Origin of the sequence: Methylobacterium sp. R2-1, assembly GCF_014191355.1 — a bacterium.
In the GTDB taxonomy this organism is placed as follows: Bacteria; Pseudomonadota; Alphaproteobacteria; order Rhizobiales; family Beijerinckiaceae; genus Methylobacterium.
Genome location: NZ_JACHWM010000024.1, coordinates 1 through 16924 on the forward strand (window position 1 = coordinate 1; position 16924 = coordinate 16924).

9 protein-coding genes are annotated in these 16924 nt (G+C 71.2%); 2 read left to right on the forward strand and 7 right to left on the reverse strand.

Annotated elements, in window-relative coordinates:
* Positions 1–284 precede the first annotated feature (284 nt).
* Entirely contained in the window at positions 285–1535 is a 1251-nt protein-coding gene (gene chrA / locus FHU13_RS25410; protein WP_210287851.1) for a chromate efflux transporter, read from the forward strand.
* Between the two features lie 12 nt (positions 1536–1547).
* Here the strand turns inward: chrA and bcsN are convergent, their stop codons facing one another.
* The 7 genes from bcsN to FHU13_RS25445 form a co-directional block, all read right to left on the reverse strand.
* Positions 1548–2567: a cellulose biosynthesis protein BcsN gene (gene bcsN / locus FHU13_RS25415; protein WP_183438612.1), complete on the reverse strand. Its 1020-nt coding sequence runs from the start codon at positions 2565–2567 to the stop codon at positions 1548–1550.
* On the reverse strand, positions 2564–4546 hold the full coding sequence (locus tag FHU13_RS25420; protein ID WP_183438613.1) for a hypothetical protein: 1983 nt from the start codon (positions 4544–4546) through the stop codon (positions 2564–2566). The genes bcsN and FHU13_RS25420 overlap by 4 nt, the downstream gene beginning before the upstream one ends.
* A complete protein-coding gene (locus tag FHU13_RS25425; protein WP_183438614.1) occupies positions 4531–5775 on the reverse strand; it encodes a glycosyl hydrolase family 8 in 1245 nt (414 codons plus the stop codon). The genes FHU13_RS25420 and FHU13_RS25425 overlap by 16 nt, the downstream gene beginning before the upstream one ends.
* Complete coding sequence (locus FHU13_RS25430; RefSeq protein ID WP_183438615.1) at positions 5775–8426, reverse strand: cellulose biosynthesis cyclic di-GMP-binding regulatory protein BcsB; 2652 nt, start codon at positions 8424–8426, stop codon at positions 5775–5777. Before FHU13_RS25430 ends, FHU13_RS25425 begins: the two co-directional genes overlap by 1 nt.
* Positions 8423–10870 carry a UDP-forming cellulose synthase catalytic subunit gene (bcsA, locus tag FHU13_RS25435; RefSeq protein ID WP_246714870.1) on the reverse strand — a complete coding sequence of 816 codons (2448 nt, stop codon included), beginning with the start codon at positions 10868–10870 and terminating at the stop codon, positions 8423–8425. Before bcsA ends, FHU13_RS25430 begins: the two co-directional genes overlap by 4 nt.
* Before the next feature lie 468 nt (positions 10871–11338).
* Entirely contained in the window at positions 11339–12151 is an 813-nt protein-coding gene (gene bcsS, locus FHU13_RS25440) for a cellulose biosynthesis protein BcsS (protein ID WP_183438617.1), read from the reverse strand.
* A gap of 229 nt (positions 12152–12380) precedes the next feature.
* Entirely contained in the window at positions 12381–14807 is a 2427-nt protein-coding gene (locus tag FHU13_RS25445) for a response regulator (protein WP_183438618.1), read from the reverse strand.
* A gap of 420 nt (positions 14808–15227) precedes the next feature.
* Here FHU13_RS25445 and FHU13_RS25450 point away from each other — a divergent pair, with 420 nt between their 5' ends.
* Positions 15228–16811 (forward strand): amidase, encoded by a 1584-nt coding sequence (locus tag FHU13_RS25450; RefSeq protein ID WP_183438619.1) that lies wholly within the window; start codon positions 15228–15230, stop codon positions 16809–16811.
* Positions 16812–16924 lie beyond the last annotated feature (113 nt).

Below are 16924 nucleotides of genomic sequence, written 5' to 3' on the forward strand. Positions count from 1 at the left end.
ATCCCCCATCGTCCCGACCCGGCCCAAGCCCGCAGACCCCGACAGGTCCGCGGGCTTCATGCCGTTCCACGCCGATCACACCACGACGGACCGGCCGGCCCTACCCGCCACGCACCCCGGCAACCCGAAAGGGGAGGGGGCTCCCGGCCAAACCGCACTTCGCCGAGGCTCCAGAGGAGATGCCTGGGCGGTGCTGGCGGCGGGGGCTATAGACGAAGCGGAAGAGGCCGAATCCAGCCTCCTGCGCCTGCGTGAGACTGCAAACCTCCGATGGGGACGTCACGATGAGCACCGCCCCTCCTGCTTCAACGACGGGGGATAGGGGGGACGGCACTGCGTCCGGAGGTGCGCCGGGAAGCGTCGGAGAAGTGTTCCTCGTCTTCCTCAGGCTAGGCCTGACCTCCTTCGGGGGGCCGATCGCTCATCTCGGATATTTTCGGCAGGCTCTGGTCATGCGCCGCCGCTGGATCGACGAGGCCGGCTATGCTGATCTCGTCGCGCTCTGCCAGTTCCTGCCGGGGCCTGCCTCGAGTCAGGTCGGGTTCGCCTTGGGCCTCCTGCGAGGCGGAGGACTCTTGGGCGGCCTCGCGGCCTGGACGGCTTTCACGCTTCCCTCGGCCCTTCTGCTGCTGGCCTTCGCCTACGGCGCGAGCGCGCTGTCCGGCCCGGTGGCCGACGGATTGATCCACGGGCTCAAGCTCGTCGCAGTGGCGGTGGTCGCGCAGGCGGTCTGGGGCATGGCCCGGTCACTCGCACCCGATCGTTCGCGGGCGTCGCTCGCCCTCGGTGCGCTGCTGCTGACGGTGTTCGCCCAAACGGCGTTCAGCCAGATCCTGGCGATCGCCCTCGGAGCGGCAGCAGGGCTCGTCCTGTGCCGCTCGGATGACGGGTCGGGCAGCGGCCCTCGCGCCGTTCCGGTCTCACGCCGGGCTGGGGCGGTTGCATGGGCCGTCTTCCTCATCCTGCTGATCGGACTTCCCTTCCTCGCACAAGCGCTCGCCTCCCACACCCTGGCGGTGTCGGACGCCTTCTACCGCTCCGGTGCCTTCGTCTTCGGCGGCGGCCATGTCGTCCTGCCGCTGCTGCGCTCGGCGGTGGTCGAGCCCGGCTGGGTGTCGCCTAGCGCCTTCCTGGCCGGTTACGGTGCGGCTCAAGCCGTTCCGGGGCCGCTCTTCACGGTGGCCGCCTATCTTGGGGCGGTGGCAGGACCGGGACCGAACGGCCCGCTCGGCGCCGCCCTCGCGCTGGCCGCCATCTTCCTGCCGGGCCTCCTGCTCGTCTACGGGACGCTGCCGTTCTGGGATTCCGTCCGGGCGCGACCGGCGGCGCGGGCGGCCATGCGCGGGACCAATGCCGCCGTGGTCGGCATCCTGGGCGCGGCCCTCTACGATCCGGTCTGGACCGGCGCGGTCGGCTCACCCCGTGACTTCGCCCTGGCCGCGATCGCCTTCGTCCTGCTGACCGTCTGGAAGGCGCCGCCCTGGAGCGTCGTCGTGCTGACGGCCCTGGGCGGACTCGTTCTCGCTTCGGGGTGAGAAAGCGATCCGTCAAGGCCCGTCGCGGTTCGGCGCGGGCCGATAGGCCTCCGTCGGAAGATCACGCGACAGGCTCTCGCCGGTCGAGCGGCCCGGTGCCGGACTCGGCATCAGGCCGCCTCCCGCTCCCTCTGCCGGTTTGGGCACATCGGTGATGTAGCGCTGCGCTCCCCCTTGGGCTGGGTTCGCGGCCGGTGATTCGGTCGCCGGGGCAGCGCCTTGCGGCGCGGTCGGTGCGAGGTAGCGGCGACCGCCGCTGTCGGGTGGCGTCGGCGCTGGCGGCCGAAGCGGCGGCGCGGCCTGCGGCTGGGCCGGAGGCCCTGGCGCCGGCTTCGGTGCGCTCTCGGCGGGCGGCTCGCTGGGCGCGGGCCGAACGGCCTGCCTCTTCGTCGGAGCAGGCTTTTCGCGCCGGACGGAGGCTGGGCGCGGCCGGGCCGGCGCGGCGCGGATGCCGGGCTCGCCGGGAAGGCTGATGGTCATCCGCTCGACCGCGGCGACGAGGTCGTCCAGACTCGCCTGCGCCGTGCGGCACAGCCGGATCCGCAAGGACAGGGCGCGCCGGCCTGCGGTCGGGGCGACCGACGCATCGAACAGGCCGCCGCGGCTCGCGACGCGCTGCGCCGCGCTCGCCCGTTCGAACCATTGCCACGCGTAGAGGCAGTCGCTGCCGAGCGCGAGGCCGACCGGCCCGTAGCCGTTGCGACGCGGCGCGACGATGCGCAAGACCTGACCCGGAAACCGGACGGCGATCTCGCCCTCGATGCCGAATTGGCTCGGCTTGGCCAGTCGCGGCGGAAAGGCGAGCAGCAGATCTCCGGTCTCGTTGCGCAGGGCGATCTCGGCATGGTTGCGGCCGTCGCCTCCCTCGAAGCGGATGCGCTGGTCGAATCCGTCGCGCAGGCGCGTCTCGACCACGCCGGCGACCGCTCCGGCGCCGGGCAGGCGCAGGGCCGGCGCCGATTGAGCCAGGACGGGACCGGCGAGCAACAGCGCCGCGACCGCCGCGAAGGAGCCGAGGAGGCACGATCTCACGGAAACCCTTTCCCGTTCGATCCGGCCCCGGAGGAGAGGCGGGAGGGCACCGAGAAGCGGTCGCTCTCCGGGCTCGTGGCGGCCCGGCCGCGCTCGGCCTGCTGGTCCTGCCAGAGTGTGCCGGGAGGCGGAGCGGAGAGACCCTCGGGCTTGTCGAGGCCGTTATAGCCCGGCAGCAGGGCGAAGCCGTAGCGCTCGTAGGGCATCGCGCCCGCCCCGTTCACCCGCCGCGCCACCAAGGGAGGACGCGCCGTTACGGGCTCGCGGGCATAGCTGCCGGGCGCGGCCGGCTCGGAGAGCACGCGCTGCAGCGAACTCGGCGGGTAGCGCAGGGGATTGTCGAGGGGGACCGGCAGCGGGAACTCGTTGCGCTGGACCGCTGCCGGCACCGTACCGGTCTGGGAGCCGGCCGTGGCCGCGTCCGGCCGGGGCACCCGGCCATAGGACGGCGCATCAGGCTTCGGCTCGACCTTCGCCTGCGCGGGCGGCCGGGCAGGAGGCGGCTGTGGGGCTGCGCAGGGCAGCGGCGGCCCGCCCGGATCCTCACGGAACAGCATGTCGACGACCTTCGGAAACAGACCGTCGTAGCGGTTCACGGTTTCGAGATAGGGGCGCTGACGCTTCAGGCGTTGCAGCGTGAGCGCGTACCCGAACACCGTGGTCTCGCTCGGCATCCAGGCGACCGCGCGCTGGAACCATTCGAGCGCCGTGTCGAACTGGCAGGAATTGTAGGCGTACCACGCCAGCCCCTGCGCGCCCTCGCCGGAGGCGGAGGCGATCACAACCTTGGCGTAGCGCTCGATCCGGGCCGGCTCGATGAAGGGCGGGTTGGCGAGCGTCAGCTTGCGCTCGAGCACGTCGATGAACAGCAGCTCGTTGCCGACGAAGCGGTCGCGCCAAGCATAGGCCACCTCTTCCGCCTCGCGCATCATGTTCAATTCGCGCAGGGTGTGGGCGAGGCCGTGGGCGACCATGGCGTCGCCGCCGCGGCCGATGGCGAGCTTGAACCACTCCAGCGCCTCGCGGAACTGGCGCCTCTTGTAGGCGTACCAGCCGAGCAATCCGGTCTGGCTCGGGTCGCCGCTCTTGCGGGCATAGGTCTGGAAGGCGGTGAGGTCGGCCAGTGTCGGTGTCTGCGCCGGTTCGTCGTGCAGGAAGGCAGCGATGCGGGCGCGCGTGATGTCGAGGCGGATCGCGTCGAATTCCGAGGCGCCCTCCGGGAGGGTGTGCCCCATGGCGATGAGCCGCTCGGCCTGATCCATCTTGAGATGGCTCATTGCCTTCTGGATCGTGGCGAGCCGCGCGCCCGCATCGGCGCTGCCGTCGAGGACGGATTTGTAGAGGTCGAAGGCGTCCTCGCCCGCCCCCGTCGTGGCCAGCGCGTCGGCGATGATCCAAAGGCTCTCGAGATCCGTCGTGTCGAGGGCGCCGGGATCGGCGCGGTAGAGGGCAACCACCTCCTCGGAATTCTTGCCCGAAGCGTTCCTCTCCGCGGTGGCCTTGATGCTGTTGCGGAACTCGGCCCGGCGGAGCTTGCGCGCGAGTTCCTCCGAGGGCTGCCAGTTCGGTTCGAGCGAGCGGCGCGCGGCGATGGCCGCGCGCAGGTCCTGGAAGCGTCCGGCGGTGAAGAGATCCCACAGCGGCGCCTCCTCGGGCGGGCTCGGCTGCAGGGTGTCGAGATCGGACGGCTCGGTCCATCCCGGATAGAGCCGCTTCAGCCGCGCGATCTCGGCCTTCATCCGCGCGGTCTGCTTCTGCGAGGCGTAGTAGCGCAGTGCGCTCTCGTCGACCATGCCGGGCGTGCCGCCGGTCTCCGGATCGACCATGATCGCGGGCGCGCGGGCGCCGTCGCCGTAGATCAGGCGCGAGGTGGCCTCGGGCGCCGGCTGGGCGCCTCCCTGGGCTGCAGCGGGTACCGCACCTGCCAGCAGGGCAAGGGCGGCGAGGGCAGTCGCGGGGGGAATCAGGACTTCACGCATGACGGATACCGCATCCGGGCCGCGATCAGCGCGAGAAGGTGGAGGGTCGTCGGATAGTAGTTCTGATTGTCCTGCACCGTCCTTAACGGTTCGGGAAAGGGCGTGCCGTCGGCGGCGCAGGCGGTGAGGGCGGGGATCGCCGTGTAGCCCGCCTCGCTCAGCCACTCGACGGGCTGCCCGTCGCGGGTGTCGACGATCGGAAGGCGCTCGCGGTCGATTCCGCCCCACAGCGTCTTGAACGGCGCGTAATCCTCCGGCCGCCCGACGCCGGCCCAGGCGAGATAGAGCGGCACGCGGATCGCATTATAGGAGAACAGCGGCGGGAAGCCGTCGGCAGGGCGGAGGGTCTCCTTGGCCGAGATCCACTCGGTCGGCAGGCCGCTCGGCCCGAAGCGGGACTGGCGCAGGAAGTCGAGGCCGCTGCGGATCAGCGAGGCCCAGTCGTATTCGGGGGCGACGATCGTCAGCCGCTGGAAGGCGGGAAAGACCCAGTAGGACAGGTTGATGAGCGGCCCGTCGGCGCGCTCCCGGGCCGAGAAGCCGGAGACCGCCGGCAGCAGGACCGGCCCGTGCGGGTCCTTGAACAGGATCGTCTTGCGGCCGAACTCGACGGCGATGCGGCGCGCGGCGGTGCGGTAGGACGGCTCGCCCCAGGCCTCCGCCGCCTCGGTCAGCGCCCAGGCGACCAGGATGTCGCCGTCGGTGGCGTTGTTCATGTCGGAGACGGCCGGGCGATGGTCGGGCGCCCAGCGCCAGGCCAGCAATTCGTCGGAGCGCACCATCAGATTGGCGCGGGTCCAGCCCCAGATTCGCTCGAAGGCAGCTCGGTCGCCGGATGCGACCGCGATCAGCATGCCGTAGCCCTGGCCCTCGCTGTGGCTGATCATTCCGTTGGCGGTATCGACGATCCGGCCCTGCTCGGTGACGAACCGCGCCCGGTAGGCGCGCCAGGCCGCGTCATCGTTCAGGGTGTTGGCGAGAGCCGGGCCGGCATCGCTCCGCGCCGGCGTCTCAGGACGCGGCGGGCTCGGCAGGGCTGTCGCGGGCGGCACGGTCGTGGCCTCTGTCTGCTGAATCGCGGGCTGAGCAGGGGCCGGCTGGGCAGGGGCCGGCTGCGATGGCGGCTGCTGGGCGGAGGCGGGTCCCGCCACCATCAGGGCGATCGTCCACCCGGAGAGACGCAGGACATTGCTGAGACGGGAACGGGACGGCGCAAGGGCGGGCCGCATCAGGAATTCCTCCGGCCGAGCTGACGCACGAGGCCCGTGGTGGCGAGGCCGAGACACAGGGCCATGAACAGGGTCATGCCGACGTAGTAGCCGGGATTGAGGGAGAGCCACGCCGCCGAGACCAGCCGGAAATTCGCGAGCGACCATATGCGGGTCTTGATCAGCGCGACGCGATCCGGCTCGACGGTGGTCAGGGTGCCGTCCGAGGCGTCCAGAAAGGCGGCGCGCCCGACGAGGCGGGTCCAGACCACCGGATCGACGAGGCAGGACACCGAGGCCTTGAGCATCGACGGATTCGGGGCGGTAACGAGCACAGTGGTCTCGCTGAGTCGGGTTCCGCCGCTGTCCTCGGCGATGATCAGCGAGGCGCGCGGATTGACCGGCACGTCCCCCGCCGCCGGCGCCTCGATCAGGCCCGTCACGCCGCTGCGCAGTCGCAGGGCCCCGTTCGCGAGCCGGGTCCAGCCCTCCCGCAGGACCGTCGGCACGAAGGCCGCACCCGACAGGGTCTGATCCCAGCGGGCCACGAGTTCCTCGTCGGTTTCGGGGCTTGCCGGCCGCGGCGGGCTTCGCGGCGAGGGCGCCGGGGCAGCGGCAGGGGCGGCAGCGGATGCGGAAGGGGGGGCAGCCGCGGGCGCGGCCGCGACGCTGACCGGCACCGCGGCAGGCGGCAGGGCGCAGCGCATCGGCAGGTTGCGGCGCAACCGGTCGAGGGTCAGGACGCCCTCGGGGCCGAACTGGCCCGGTGTGGCCACGGTCTCGGCGCGCCCCGCCCAGATGCGGCGGATCTCGCCGGGATCGAGACCGACCTCTTGGATCGTCACCGGGTTGAGGGCGCGGGCAGGCGCCACCACGAGCTTGGCACCGCCCTCCGTGCCGCCCGCATCGGGCACGAGTTCGAAGTCGATGAGGCGCTTGGCGGCGATGGCGAGGCGGGCAGCCAGCGTCGCGGCGGCATCCGCCGTCTCGCGGTCGGTGACCGGCAGCACGAGGCGCGGGCGCCCGCCCGACGCTGTGACCGGCACGGCAAAGGGGACCGCTCCCGCCTTGACCGCCGCGAGGTCGGGGCTGCGCACGGCGCGCGCCAGCGCCGGGATTTCGAGGCGGGTGCGGTCGAGGAAGAGGAAGCGCGGCTGCCGCGCCGCCGGCGAGAGGGTGTCGCAGACCTTGTCGGACGCGTTCGGCAGCTGCGCGCTGATCTCGACGCTGTTCAGCCCCGGCCGCCACAGGCTCAAGGGCAGCGGGATGGCCTGATCGTCGAACACCTCGCCGCGGGCATAGGGCAGCGGCACGCTCGCGGCGTTGCGGCCGTTGATGTCGACGACGATCTGGGCGCTCGAATCGAGGCCGGCGGCGTAGCCGCCCGCCAGGTGCAGCATCACCTTGCCGTAGTCGGCGGGCACGAAATCGGCGGGAAAGCGCAGCTCGATCCGGGTGCGCAGCAGGCGCCCGTTGAACTCGCGGCTCGTGACGCCGAGGCGCGCCAGTTCGAGCCGCTCGCCGCCCTGCACCTCGTAGCCCCGGATCAGGGGCGCGAGGGCCGCGCCGGGCGCGCTGCCGCCGGCATCCCCAGCCACGGCGAGCTGGGCGGTCGCCGCCCGCACGTCCTCGGGGCCGAGGCCGGTCACGACCAGCGTCGGCGCGCGGTTGCCCCGCGGCGGCAGCAGCGCGAGTCGCGGCCCGGTGATCGGCCCGAGATCCTCGACGCCGTCCGTGCCGCGGATCTCGGCGGCGGTGCCGACGAGCAGGTTGACGCCGTTGCGGCCGGAGAGCGGCGGCCCGAAGCTGACCGCGGGCCGGGCGAGCCGGCTCACGACGGCCACGGCCTGCACGGCACCGATCATCCGCTCCAGGCGCGGCAGGGTCGGCTTCTCGTTGAGCAGCACGCCCATCGGGAGGGCCCCGCTCTCGTCGGGCTCCAGGGCGGCCAGGGATTTCAGGTCGAGGTCGGCGGCCGGCGCGACCACCAGCCCGGAGCGGGAGGGGTCGATCTGGGTCCACAGCTCGTAGGTCGCTTCGATCGTGCAGTCGACGCGGTGGCGCTGGCTCGCCGTCAGGGTGACGGCGTTGTAGCCGGCCTTGAGGACACCGTCGGGAATGGCGAATTCCACCACCTTGACCGCACCGGGCGCCTGGATCCGGGTCCAGCCGACCTTGGTGCCGTTCACGAGGCCGGTGAGTTCCGAGCCCTCCGGTGCCACCGAGATCGCCGAGAGGTAGGAGACGCGCAGCCGCGCCCCGCCCCGGACCTGCCCTTCGGTGAGGTAGACCGGGTATTGCAGCACGTCCTCCTCACCCGAGAGGCGGAAGCCGCGGGTGCCCGCGGGCAGGCGGCGGGCCGGGGCGATGGTCGCCTGCACCTGGGAGCGGCGGGTGGCGTCCGAACTCTCTGCGGCCGGGGGGCGGCCCTGAGTCGCCGACGGTTGCGCGGGCGCTTGAGGCGGAGCCGGGTTCGGCTTGCGCAGGGCATCTCCGGTCGGGGGCACCGTCAGGCGCTCCGCCGGACCGGTCCCGAGGAAGCTCTGCGCCCGGGCGGCCGAGCCCGACGCGACCGCGCAGGCGAGCGCGAGGGCCAGGGCGGGCGCTCGGGCCATCCGGCGCCACGGACCCGAGCCCCGTCGGGACCGATGCCGCTTCGCCATCGTGCTCACGCCGTACCCGCTTCGCGGCCGGTCCGTCCGGCGAGCGCACGCTCGTTCTCGTAGTCGAGCATCATGCGCACCCAGTCGTTCGAGGCGCGGGAAGGGGCTTGGGGTGATGCTTGGGGTGATGCTTGGAGTGATGCTTGGGTTGGGGCTTGAGCAGCCTCGGCTGGAGCAGCGTCCCTCGGAAGCGTCGGGGTGACCTGGAGCGTGGGCCGCAGCGCGGACGACGCAAGCAGCGGCTCGGGCAGATTCGCCCCGGTCGGGGCCTGTTCCGGCGCGTCGTAGATCGGCGAGGTGCCGTCGATCACGGGGGCTACGGCCGGCCGCGCGTCGGCGGCGAGGGCGTAGCGCGCGGCGCGGAACGGCTCGGAGAGCCCCCACCAGATGAATTGCAGCGTGCCGGTCAGAATGTTCTTGTGGCGGCGGCGGCGCATCTGGAAGCGGCGCATCGCCTCCGCGTCGCCGTACATCAGGCCGGCGAGTGCCACGTAGTCCTGTGGCCGGAGGCGGCCGAAGCTCAGGCGGGCGAAAGCCTCGTCCTTGGCGCGGTCGATCCGCTCCAGGGTCACCGGCAAGGCCCCCGCCGGGCGCGCGCCGGCCACCGGGACGATGGTGAGCGCGCCCGTGAGTGTGCGGTGCCCGACCCCAGCCGGCAGCAGGGCCGCGGGCAGGCGCACCGTGCAGGCCTCTGCGGAGACGCGCTCGATCGACACGTCGATGGCCCGGCCGGCCAGCGTGATCTGGCCGCGGCGGTTGATGGCGAGCGAGGGCGCCCGCTCTAGCTGACGGCGCTCGGCGCAGACCCCGAGCGCCGCACCCGCGGTCAGCAAGTTGAAGAAGTTCCACAGGCCGACCACCAGCATCAGGTTGGTCACGCCCGGCTCGAACAGGTAGCGCCACGCCGCCACCGCGCAGCCCACCGCGAGCAGCCCGTAGACGGCGAAGAAGGGGAGCGAGGCCGACGAGAGATGGTTGTGGTCGAGGCTGATGCCCTTGTCGGTGACGTTGAAGGTCGGCTTGCGCGGCGACCAGATTACCGAGACGATCGCCTTCGACAGATAGAGGCCCTGGACATACTCGTAGAGCTCCGAGACGAAGGGCCAGCGGAACTTGCCGTAGACATAGTTCTGCATCATCAGGTTGATGACGATGTAGGTCGCTGTATAGGCAATCGATTCATCGACGCTGGCGACGAAAATCTTCAGGTCGAAGAAAATGTGTAACAGCGGCGCGAACATGAAGATCAGCCGCGGCACGGGGAAGAACCAGAACGTCATGCTGGAGAGGTAGGCGATCTTCTGGATCGGCTTGAGCCCCTTCTGCAGCGCGGGGTTCTTCAGGAGCAGGATCTGGAACATGCCCTGGCACCAGCGCGAGCGCTGGCCGATGAAGGCCGAGAGCGTCTCGGGCTGGAGACCGGCAATCAGGGGCTTGTCGACATAGGCGCTGGTCCAGCCGCGGGAATGCAGCTCGAACGCCGTCTCGCAATCCTCGGTGATGGTGATGCCGGAGAATCCCCCGGCCTCGTCGAGGGCGGTGCGGCGCAGCAGGGCGGCGGAGCCGCAGAAGAACGAGCCGTTCCACTTGTCGAGCCCGCGCTGCGTCACCGCGTAGAACATCTCGTTCTCCGACGGCATCCGCTCGAAAGTGCGCAGGTTCCGCTCGATCGGGTCGGGATTGAGGAAAGCGTGCGGGGTCTGGACGAGGAAGAGCTTGGGATCCTCGGCGAAGTAGCCGACGGTCTCGCTCAGGAACGAGCGGAACGGGACGTGGTCGGCGTCGAGCACGACGACGATCTCGCCGGTGGCAAAGGCGAGCCCGTTGTTGAGGTTACCCGCCTTGGCGTGCTCGTTGCGGGCACGGGTGAGATAGCGGCAGCCGAGTTCCTCGGCGAGCGCGGTCAGGTCGCGTCGCCGCTCGCGCGCGGCCTTGGCCTTCTCCGGGTTGGGATCGGCGCATTTCTGATCCGAGCCGCCGTCGTCGAGAAGCCAGACCGTGAGCTTGTCGGGCGGGTAGTTGATCTGGCGCGCGGCTGCCAGCGTCATCGCCAGGATGGCGGCGTCCTCGTTGTAGCTCGGCACGAACACGTCGACGGTGGGCAGCTCGGCCGCGCTCGCCACCGGGGGCGGGCGCCGCCTGAGCGGGTCGGCGTTGATGATCAGGCTCACGAACAGGATGAAGACGCAGTACAATTCGCCGAGCAGCAGCAGCAGGCCGAAGCCGAAGCTGACCGGATCGCCGGGCGAGGGCAGCGTGTCGGTGACCCGCCACAGGATGTAGCGGAGCACCACGAGGCTTCCGAGCGCCAGGAACACGAAGCGGGTGCGCGGGCCGTCGAGGAACAGCCACAGCACGATCATCGCCGCCATGGCGGCGAGGCTCATGGCGAGCTGGTTCTGGGTCCCGACCGGCTGGCTCAGCAGGACGAGGCCGGCGACCGTCGTTCCCATCCACGCCAGCCACCGCAGCGCACGTATCACACTCGCCACCCCTGCGTCGTGAACGGATCCATCTTTAAAATACGACGATCTCCGGATGCGTTCACGAGTCGGCTACCCTGCCTTGCGAATAGGGTTGATTTTGCGCTGCAGAGCGTAGCGTCATCCGTAGAAAAATATGCCGGCTCGGGAAAGCACCCTTGCGACTATAAAATGCAATCTTGAGGAATGTCTTCCTGATATGGAGATCAAGCCTGACCCGGGACGGGAGTACTTTGCGGTAAGACGGCAGGGCAAGGCGGCGGATTGTCCGCACCGATGCGACGCCTGAATCCTGGCGGCTCGCAGAGGGCGCGGCCCTCTTGCGGGGATGCGGGAGCGTGGGCGCCTGCCCTGCTCAGGCGGCCGCACGAAACCCCCGGTCGCGGCCCGTTTCCCCGCCGGGGAGCGATGGGGCCGCGGAAGGTTCGTGAGAGACGCTCAGAAATTCGCCCGGGCCTCGATGCTCGAATAGTAGCCCGTGCCCTGCACCCGGTCCCGCACGTAGCCGGCCGCGAGCGACATCTGGACGGGTCCGAAGCTCAAGCCCGAGAGGTGGGCGCCGACGCGGTACTGGCGGAAGAAGTCGTCGCCCAGGAACAGCGCCTCCGGACCGATATAGACGCCGTCGGCGACCATGTAGCCGACGCGGAAGCGGGAATAGTAGGCGTTGAACTTGGTCGAGTAGGAGCCGTAGGCCGAGACCATGGTCCGGTCGGTTGGCGTCGCGTAGAAGTTTCCGGCGACCTTCAGGCCGACACCGGTTCCGACGACCGGGTTGCCGGGGTCGGGGATCGAGAGCTGGTTGCTGCGGACGTTGAAGCCGATGTAGCCGGCAAGTGCCGCGTCCCGCCAGATCCACTCGTAGCCGGCGAGCAGCGAGCCCTCCTGCTGGTAGCCGGTAACGCGGCCGCCGACGGCCTGCCCCGGATAGGAATAGGTGCCGGCCACGCCCTCGACGCGCACGCGCGCGCCACTCACCGTCGGTGGGCTGCCGAGCGCCGTCGTCACGGTGACGGAGCCGAAGGCCGAGGAGTTGGAGGTGATGCTGGTCGAACCATCGACGGCCACCGCCCAGCTGTCATCCACCGCCTGTGCCTGCGCACCGGTGTACCAATCGACGCCGGCCGTCGCGGGGGCCGCGGTCGGCAGGTCGGCGGCCTGGGCCGGAGCGGCGAACACGGCCGCAAGCCCGCAGACCAGAACACAGAGATTCCCGGGAGTCCGTTGATGGTTGCGAGAAACCACAGCCATTCGATCCTCGGATACGCACACGCTACGCACCGATTTATCGGGGTCCAGGGTTAACAGGTGCCTCCCGGAAACGGAAAAAGCCCGGAGGCGTCGCCTGATTGCATTCGCTCGGCGTCTCTAGGCCCTTGCTATAGATGGGGTTTCTTTTTCCGAATTGGTCTCGACGATCGCCGGACAGGGCTCGCATTTCGCTCGGCTGACGGCTTGGCGGGCGTTTCGGGAGAAGCGGTCACGCCGCCCGGACCTGTGGGGCCGCCGCGCTCAGCACCGCCGCGAGATCGTCGGGGCGGAACGGCTTGTCCAGCTGCAGGAACTGCCGTGCCGCCGCCGGCAGGCGCCCGTGGGGGCTCGCCAGGATGATGCGGATGTCGGGATAGCGCTCGACCACCGTCGCGGCGAGTTGGAGGCCGGTCATCACCGGCATCGACTGGTCGGCCACCATGGCGTCGTAGGCCGCGCTCTCGCACAGGAGGGCCAGCGCGTGCTCGCCCGAGGCCGCTTGCACTACCTCGTGGCCGAGATCGGCCAGCGCCTCGGCGAGGCTCGCCCGGACGAGGCCGTCGCTCTCCACGAGGAGGACGCGCAACGCGGGCTGCCACAGGGGCGGCTCCTCCGCCCGCCGCTCGGTGGCCTTCAGCCAGATCTCGGCGACGAAGGCCTCCTCAGCGGTCCCGTCCGAGACGAGGCGCCAGCCGGCGTCGATCTCGGCGAGGAGCCGAGCCACCGTTTCCAGCGATTCGGGGCGCGGTGCCCGCGCGCGCCGACCGGGTTCGTGCTGCCCGCTGGCGATGAGGAGGCGCACGTAGGGGCCTGCCGGCAGGCCGAACCCGGTCTCCGCCTCGCTCAGGTGCTCGGCGGCCGCGATCGCGAAGCCGCGGAGGCCATGATCGCGGAAGTGAAAGGCGAGGTTGAGCAGCACGACTTCGAGGATGCGCTCGGCGCACAGCACCTTCGGCAGGTCGCCGGGGATGCGGTTGATGACCGGCACGTCGCGCAGCACGTTGGCCTGCATGAAGGCGAGGGCGGCCTCGACGCTCGCGCCGACGTCGCACTCGGTGATTGTCTCGCCCTCGCCACGCACGAGGCTGAGCATCCGCCGGGTCAGCGCCGCCCCGCGCACGGCACCCGCGAGTGCCGCATCGACGAGGCGCGCCGGCTCAGGATTCAGGCCGTGGCGCCGCCGCAGGGTGCCGAGATTGGCGAGCACGATCGTCAGCACATCATTGAAATCGTGGACGATGCCGTCGGTCACGCGGCGCAGGACGGCGTCGCGTCGCCGCTCATTCAGACCGGCGGGCGTCTCCGAGACGCCGCCCCCGATCGCCCGGCTCAGGGCATGGATGCGGCGGCCATCGCCCGCCTCGCGCAGGAAGCGCACCAGCACCCGCCGTTCCGCCTCGGGAGCGGGATCGATGCCCTCGGCGCGGGCGCGCAGCACAACGTCGTGCGGTCCGTCCGCCCGGCGTGCGGCGTCGAGGGTGAGATCGAGGAGCGCGCGATCCTCAGGCTCGAACCATGCGGCGAGGTCGGACAGGTCGCTGGCGTGGTCCGAGGCCGCGGTCCCGGCGCTCTCGACGTCCGACCACACGACCCGCCGCGTCTCCGGGTCGATCTCCCAGCAGGTCCAGCCGGACATCGCCTCGAAGGTCTGGAGCCGGCCCTTGATCCGGTCGAGGCCGGTGCCCGCCAGCGCCAGCGCCGCTTCGCGGCTCTGGGAGCGGCCGGCGACCGCCTCGGTCAGCGCCGCAATCTCGCGCACCGGCGAGACGGCGGGCTCGTCCGGCCCGGCCTCGCCCGCGGCGAGGCGCTGCAGCGGCTGCGCCGCCCGCCCGCCCAGGGCATAGCCGAGCGCGGCGGCCGCGCCCACAACGGCGAGCGCCAGCCCTAGGACACGCCCGTCCGGGAGCCCGGCCACCGCCGCGGTCGGAGGCGCCGAGGCGGTCACCACCCAGCCGGGACTGCCGAGTTCTCGCCCGCCTTGGACCGGCACGGAGGCCGAACGGTGCTCGCCCCAGGGCGTGGACGCGGTGCCCGCGAGCACCCGTCCGTCGGCGCCGCGCACCGTGAAGGCGATGGTGTCGGGCAGGTCGAGTGCTTGGCGCAGACGCCGACCGATCTCGAGAAAGGCAGGGCCGGCGCGAAGCTGGATCCGCTCGGAGCGGCCCGGCAGCCCGAGGGAGAGTATGACGTCGAAGGGGGCCGTCTCGTCGCCGTCGTTGGTGGCGATGACGATTTCGGCGTTGCGCGCCCGTGCGAACCAGGGCTGCCGGGCGACGCTGCTGCCGGTTCGGCGCGGATCGGCGGCGGCCCGCACGCTCCCGTCCGAACCGATCAGGGCGGCATCCCCGTAGCGCGGGTTGAGCGCGAGCCAGTCCCGCAGCAGAGCCGCGCGCTCGGCCTCACCCAGCGCCGGGTCACCGGGGCGCAGCAGCAGCGCAAGGGTCCTCGCATCCGCGACGCTGCCGTGAAGCTCCGCATCGACCGCTTCGGCGAAGGCCCGCGCGCCCGTTAGAGCGGCCCGCTGCGCCCCATCCGTGGCCGGGCCGGCGCCGAGGATCGCGGTCCCGATCCAGGCGAGCAGAAGCGCTGCCGCGGCGATCAGGGCCAGCTGCGCCGCGTTCAGCACCTTGAGCGAGATCCGGACGGAATCCAGCATACGGGGGCTCCGCCAGCCCAGCCGGCCGGCCGCAGGGAACCGGGATTGGCATGCCTGCATCTAAGACGAGGGCGCTCAACGCTTAAGGGCTGGTTAACGATGAGGGCATTCCCCACCGGCCGCCTCGGCGGAGGCCGGGGTCGACCGTACTGCGAGCGGCTCCACGGACGGGAAGCGCGCCGCTCCGTCCGGCATAAGGTTCGCGGTTCGAATCGGCTGCTGGCCGGCCAACTTTCCTTGCGAGGGATTTGTGGCTTTTGTGGCATGCCCCTTGCCAGGAGCCTCCCGCCGGCCGTGAGGACCGGTGACGGCGAGCACGTGAGTCCCCGCTCAAACCCCCGCGCGGACGGCCCTCGTGAGCGATTCCAACGGGATGGGATCGATCTCGCCGTCTTCAAAGATGCGGAGCGCGAGATCGAGATGAACGCAATGGCCCTTTCCGTCGCCGTCGCCCCCGAGGCGGTCGAGGATGCGCTGGCGGCGCAACTGATCGAGATGACGGTCGAGGACTGCCAACGTGCCTTTGCGGAGGGCAGCGTCACCGCGGAGGCGCTGGCGGAGGCCTTCCTGGCGCGGATCGAGACCTACAACCCACGCTACAAGGCGCTCATCGTGATGAACCCGCAGGCACTCGAGGAGGCCCGCGCCATCGATGCCCGCCGCGCGGCGGGCGAAGCGCTGGGGCCGCTCGCCGGAGTGCCCGTGGTCATCAAGGACACGATGGACATGGCCGGCCTGCCGAGCACCGGCGGCTGGCATTTCCTCAGCGCCGAAGCCGGTGGTGTCGACCTGATCCCGGCGACCGACGCGCCGGTGACCGCGCGGATGCGCGAGGCGGGCTGCGTCATCCTCGGCAAGACCAACGTGCCGGTTCTGAGCCACACCGGCAGCCACGCCAACGACAGCTGGGCCGGCCCCACCCTCAACCCGGCCGCACCCGACCGTATCCCCGGCGGCTCCAGCGCCGGCACCGCCACGGCCGTGGCCGCGAGCCTCGCCGTCCTCGGGCTCGCCGAGGAGACCGGCGGCTCGATCCAGAATCCGGCCTCGGCGCAGGGCTTGGTCGGCATCAAGCCGAGCTTCGGTCTCGTGCCGAATGCCGGTGTGATGCCGCTGGCCGGCAGCACCCGCGACGTGGTCGGGCCGATTGCCCGTTGCGTGCGCGACGCCGCGCTCACCCTCGACGCGCTCGCCGGTTATTCCTCGGCCGACCCGAAGACCGTGGCCGGCATCGGCAAGCGCCCGGCCGGGGGCTACACGGCCGGCCTCGACGCGGGCGCGCTGGCGGGCAAGCGCCTCGGTCTCTACGGACCCGGCTGGCGTGACTTGCCGCTCTCGGAGGAAGCGAGCGCCCTCTACACGCGTACGCAGAAGGAACTGGAGGCGGCCGGCGCCACCCTCGTGGCCGATCCCTTCGCCGGCACGGGATTCGCCGCCCTCGCCGAGCCGACGCCGGGCCTCGTCTACTTCGACGCCCGCGGTTTCGAATCCGCGCCCTACGACCTCCAGCTCTACCTGGAGCGGATGGGGCCGGACGTGGCGATCCGCAGCTTCGCCGCCTTTGCCGAGGCCACCAAGGCCGAGGACGCGTTCGCGCCCGGCGGCGTGCTGCACCCGATCACCAACCTGCGCGGGCTCGCTCCCTGCCTCGCCGACCCGGCGAGCCCACCCGACCTCTCCGACTTCCTCGCTGCCCGCGAGGCCTATCTCGCGGTGTTCGACCGGGTGATGGCGGAGCACGGGCTCGACGCCCTCGTCTTCCCGCAGATGCGGGCCGAGCTGCCGCCGCTGCACGGGCCGGGCACGCTCCTCGAAACCACGGTCTGCGAGATCAACATTGCCGGCCTGCCGGGGGTGACGCTGCCGGCGGGCGCCTACGCCTCCGGCTCGCCGTTCAACCTGATCTTCGTCGGCCGGATGTGGAGCGAGGGCGATCTGCTCGCCTACGCCTACGCCTACGAGCAGGCGACGCATCACCGCCGCGCCCCGGCCCTCGACGCCTGATTTTCTCGCAAGCGGGACACAAGCCCGTCCGGCTCACCCGGCGCCGGGCGGGCTTGCTGCCTGCGCTTGCACCCTGTGGTTATCGTGCCCTGTGCACGTCTTGGAAATTGTGC

Coding starts and splice junctions, on each gene's coding strand:
- FHU13_RS25450 (WP_183438619.1), top strand. CDS start 15,228: ATGAACGCAATGGCCCTTTCCGTCGCCGTCGCCCCCGAGGCGGTCGAG.
- bcsS (WP_183438617.1), bottom strand. CDS start 12,151: ATGGCTGTGGTTTCTCGCAACCATCAACGGACTCCCGGGAATCTCTGT.
- FHU13_RS25420 (WP_183438613.1), bottom strand. CDS start 4,546: ATGCGTGAAGTCCTGATTCCCCCCGCGACTGCCCTCGCCGCCCTTGCC.
- bcsA (WP_246714870.1), bottom strand. CDS start 10,870: ATGGGAACGACGGTCGCCGGCCTCGTCCTGCTGAGCCAGCCGGTCGGG.
- FHU13_RS25425 (WP_183438614.1), bottom strand. CDS start 5,775: ATGCGGCCCGCCCTTGCGCCGTCCCGTTCCCGTCTCAGCAATGTCCTG.
- chrA (WP_210287851.1), top strand. CDS start 285: ATGAGCACCGCCCCTCCTGCTTCAACGACGGGGGATAGGGGGGACGGC.
- FHU13_RS25445 (WP_183438618.1), bottom strand. CDS start 14,807: ATGCTGGATTCCGTCCGGATCTCGCTCAAGGTGCTGAACGCGGCGCAG.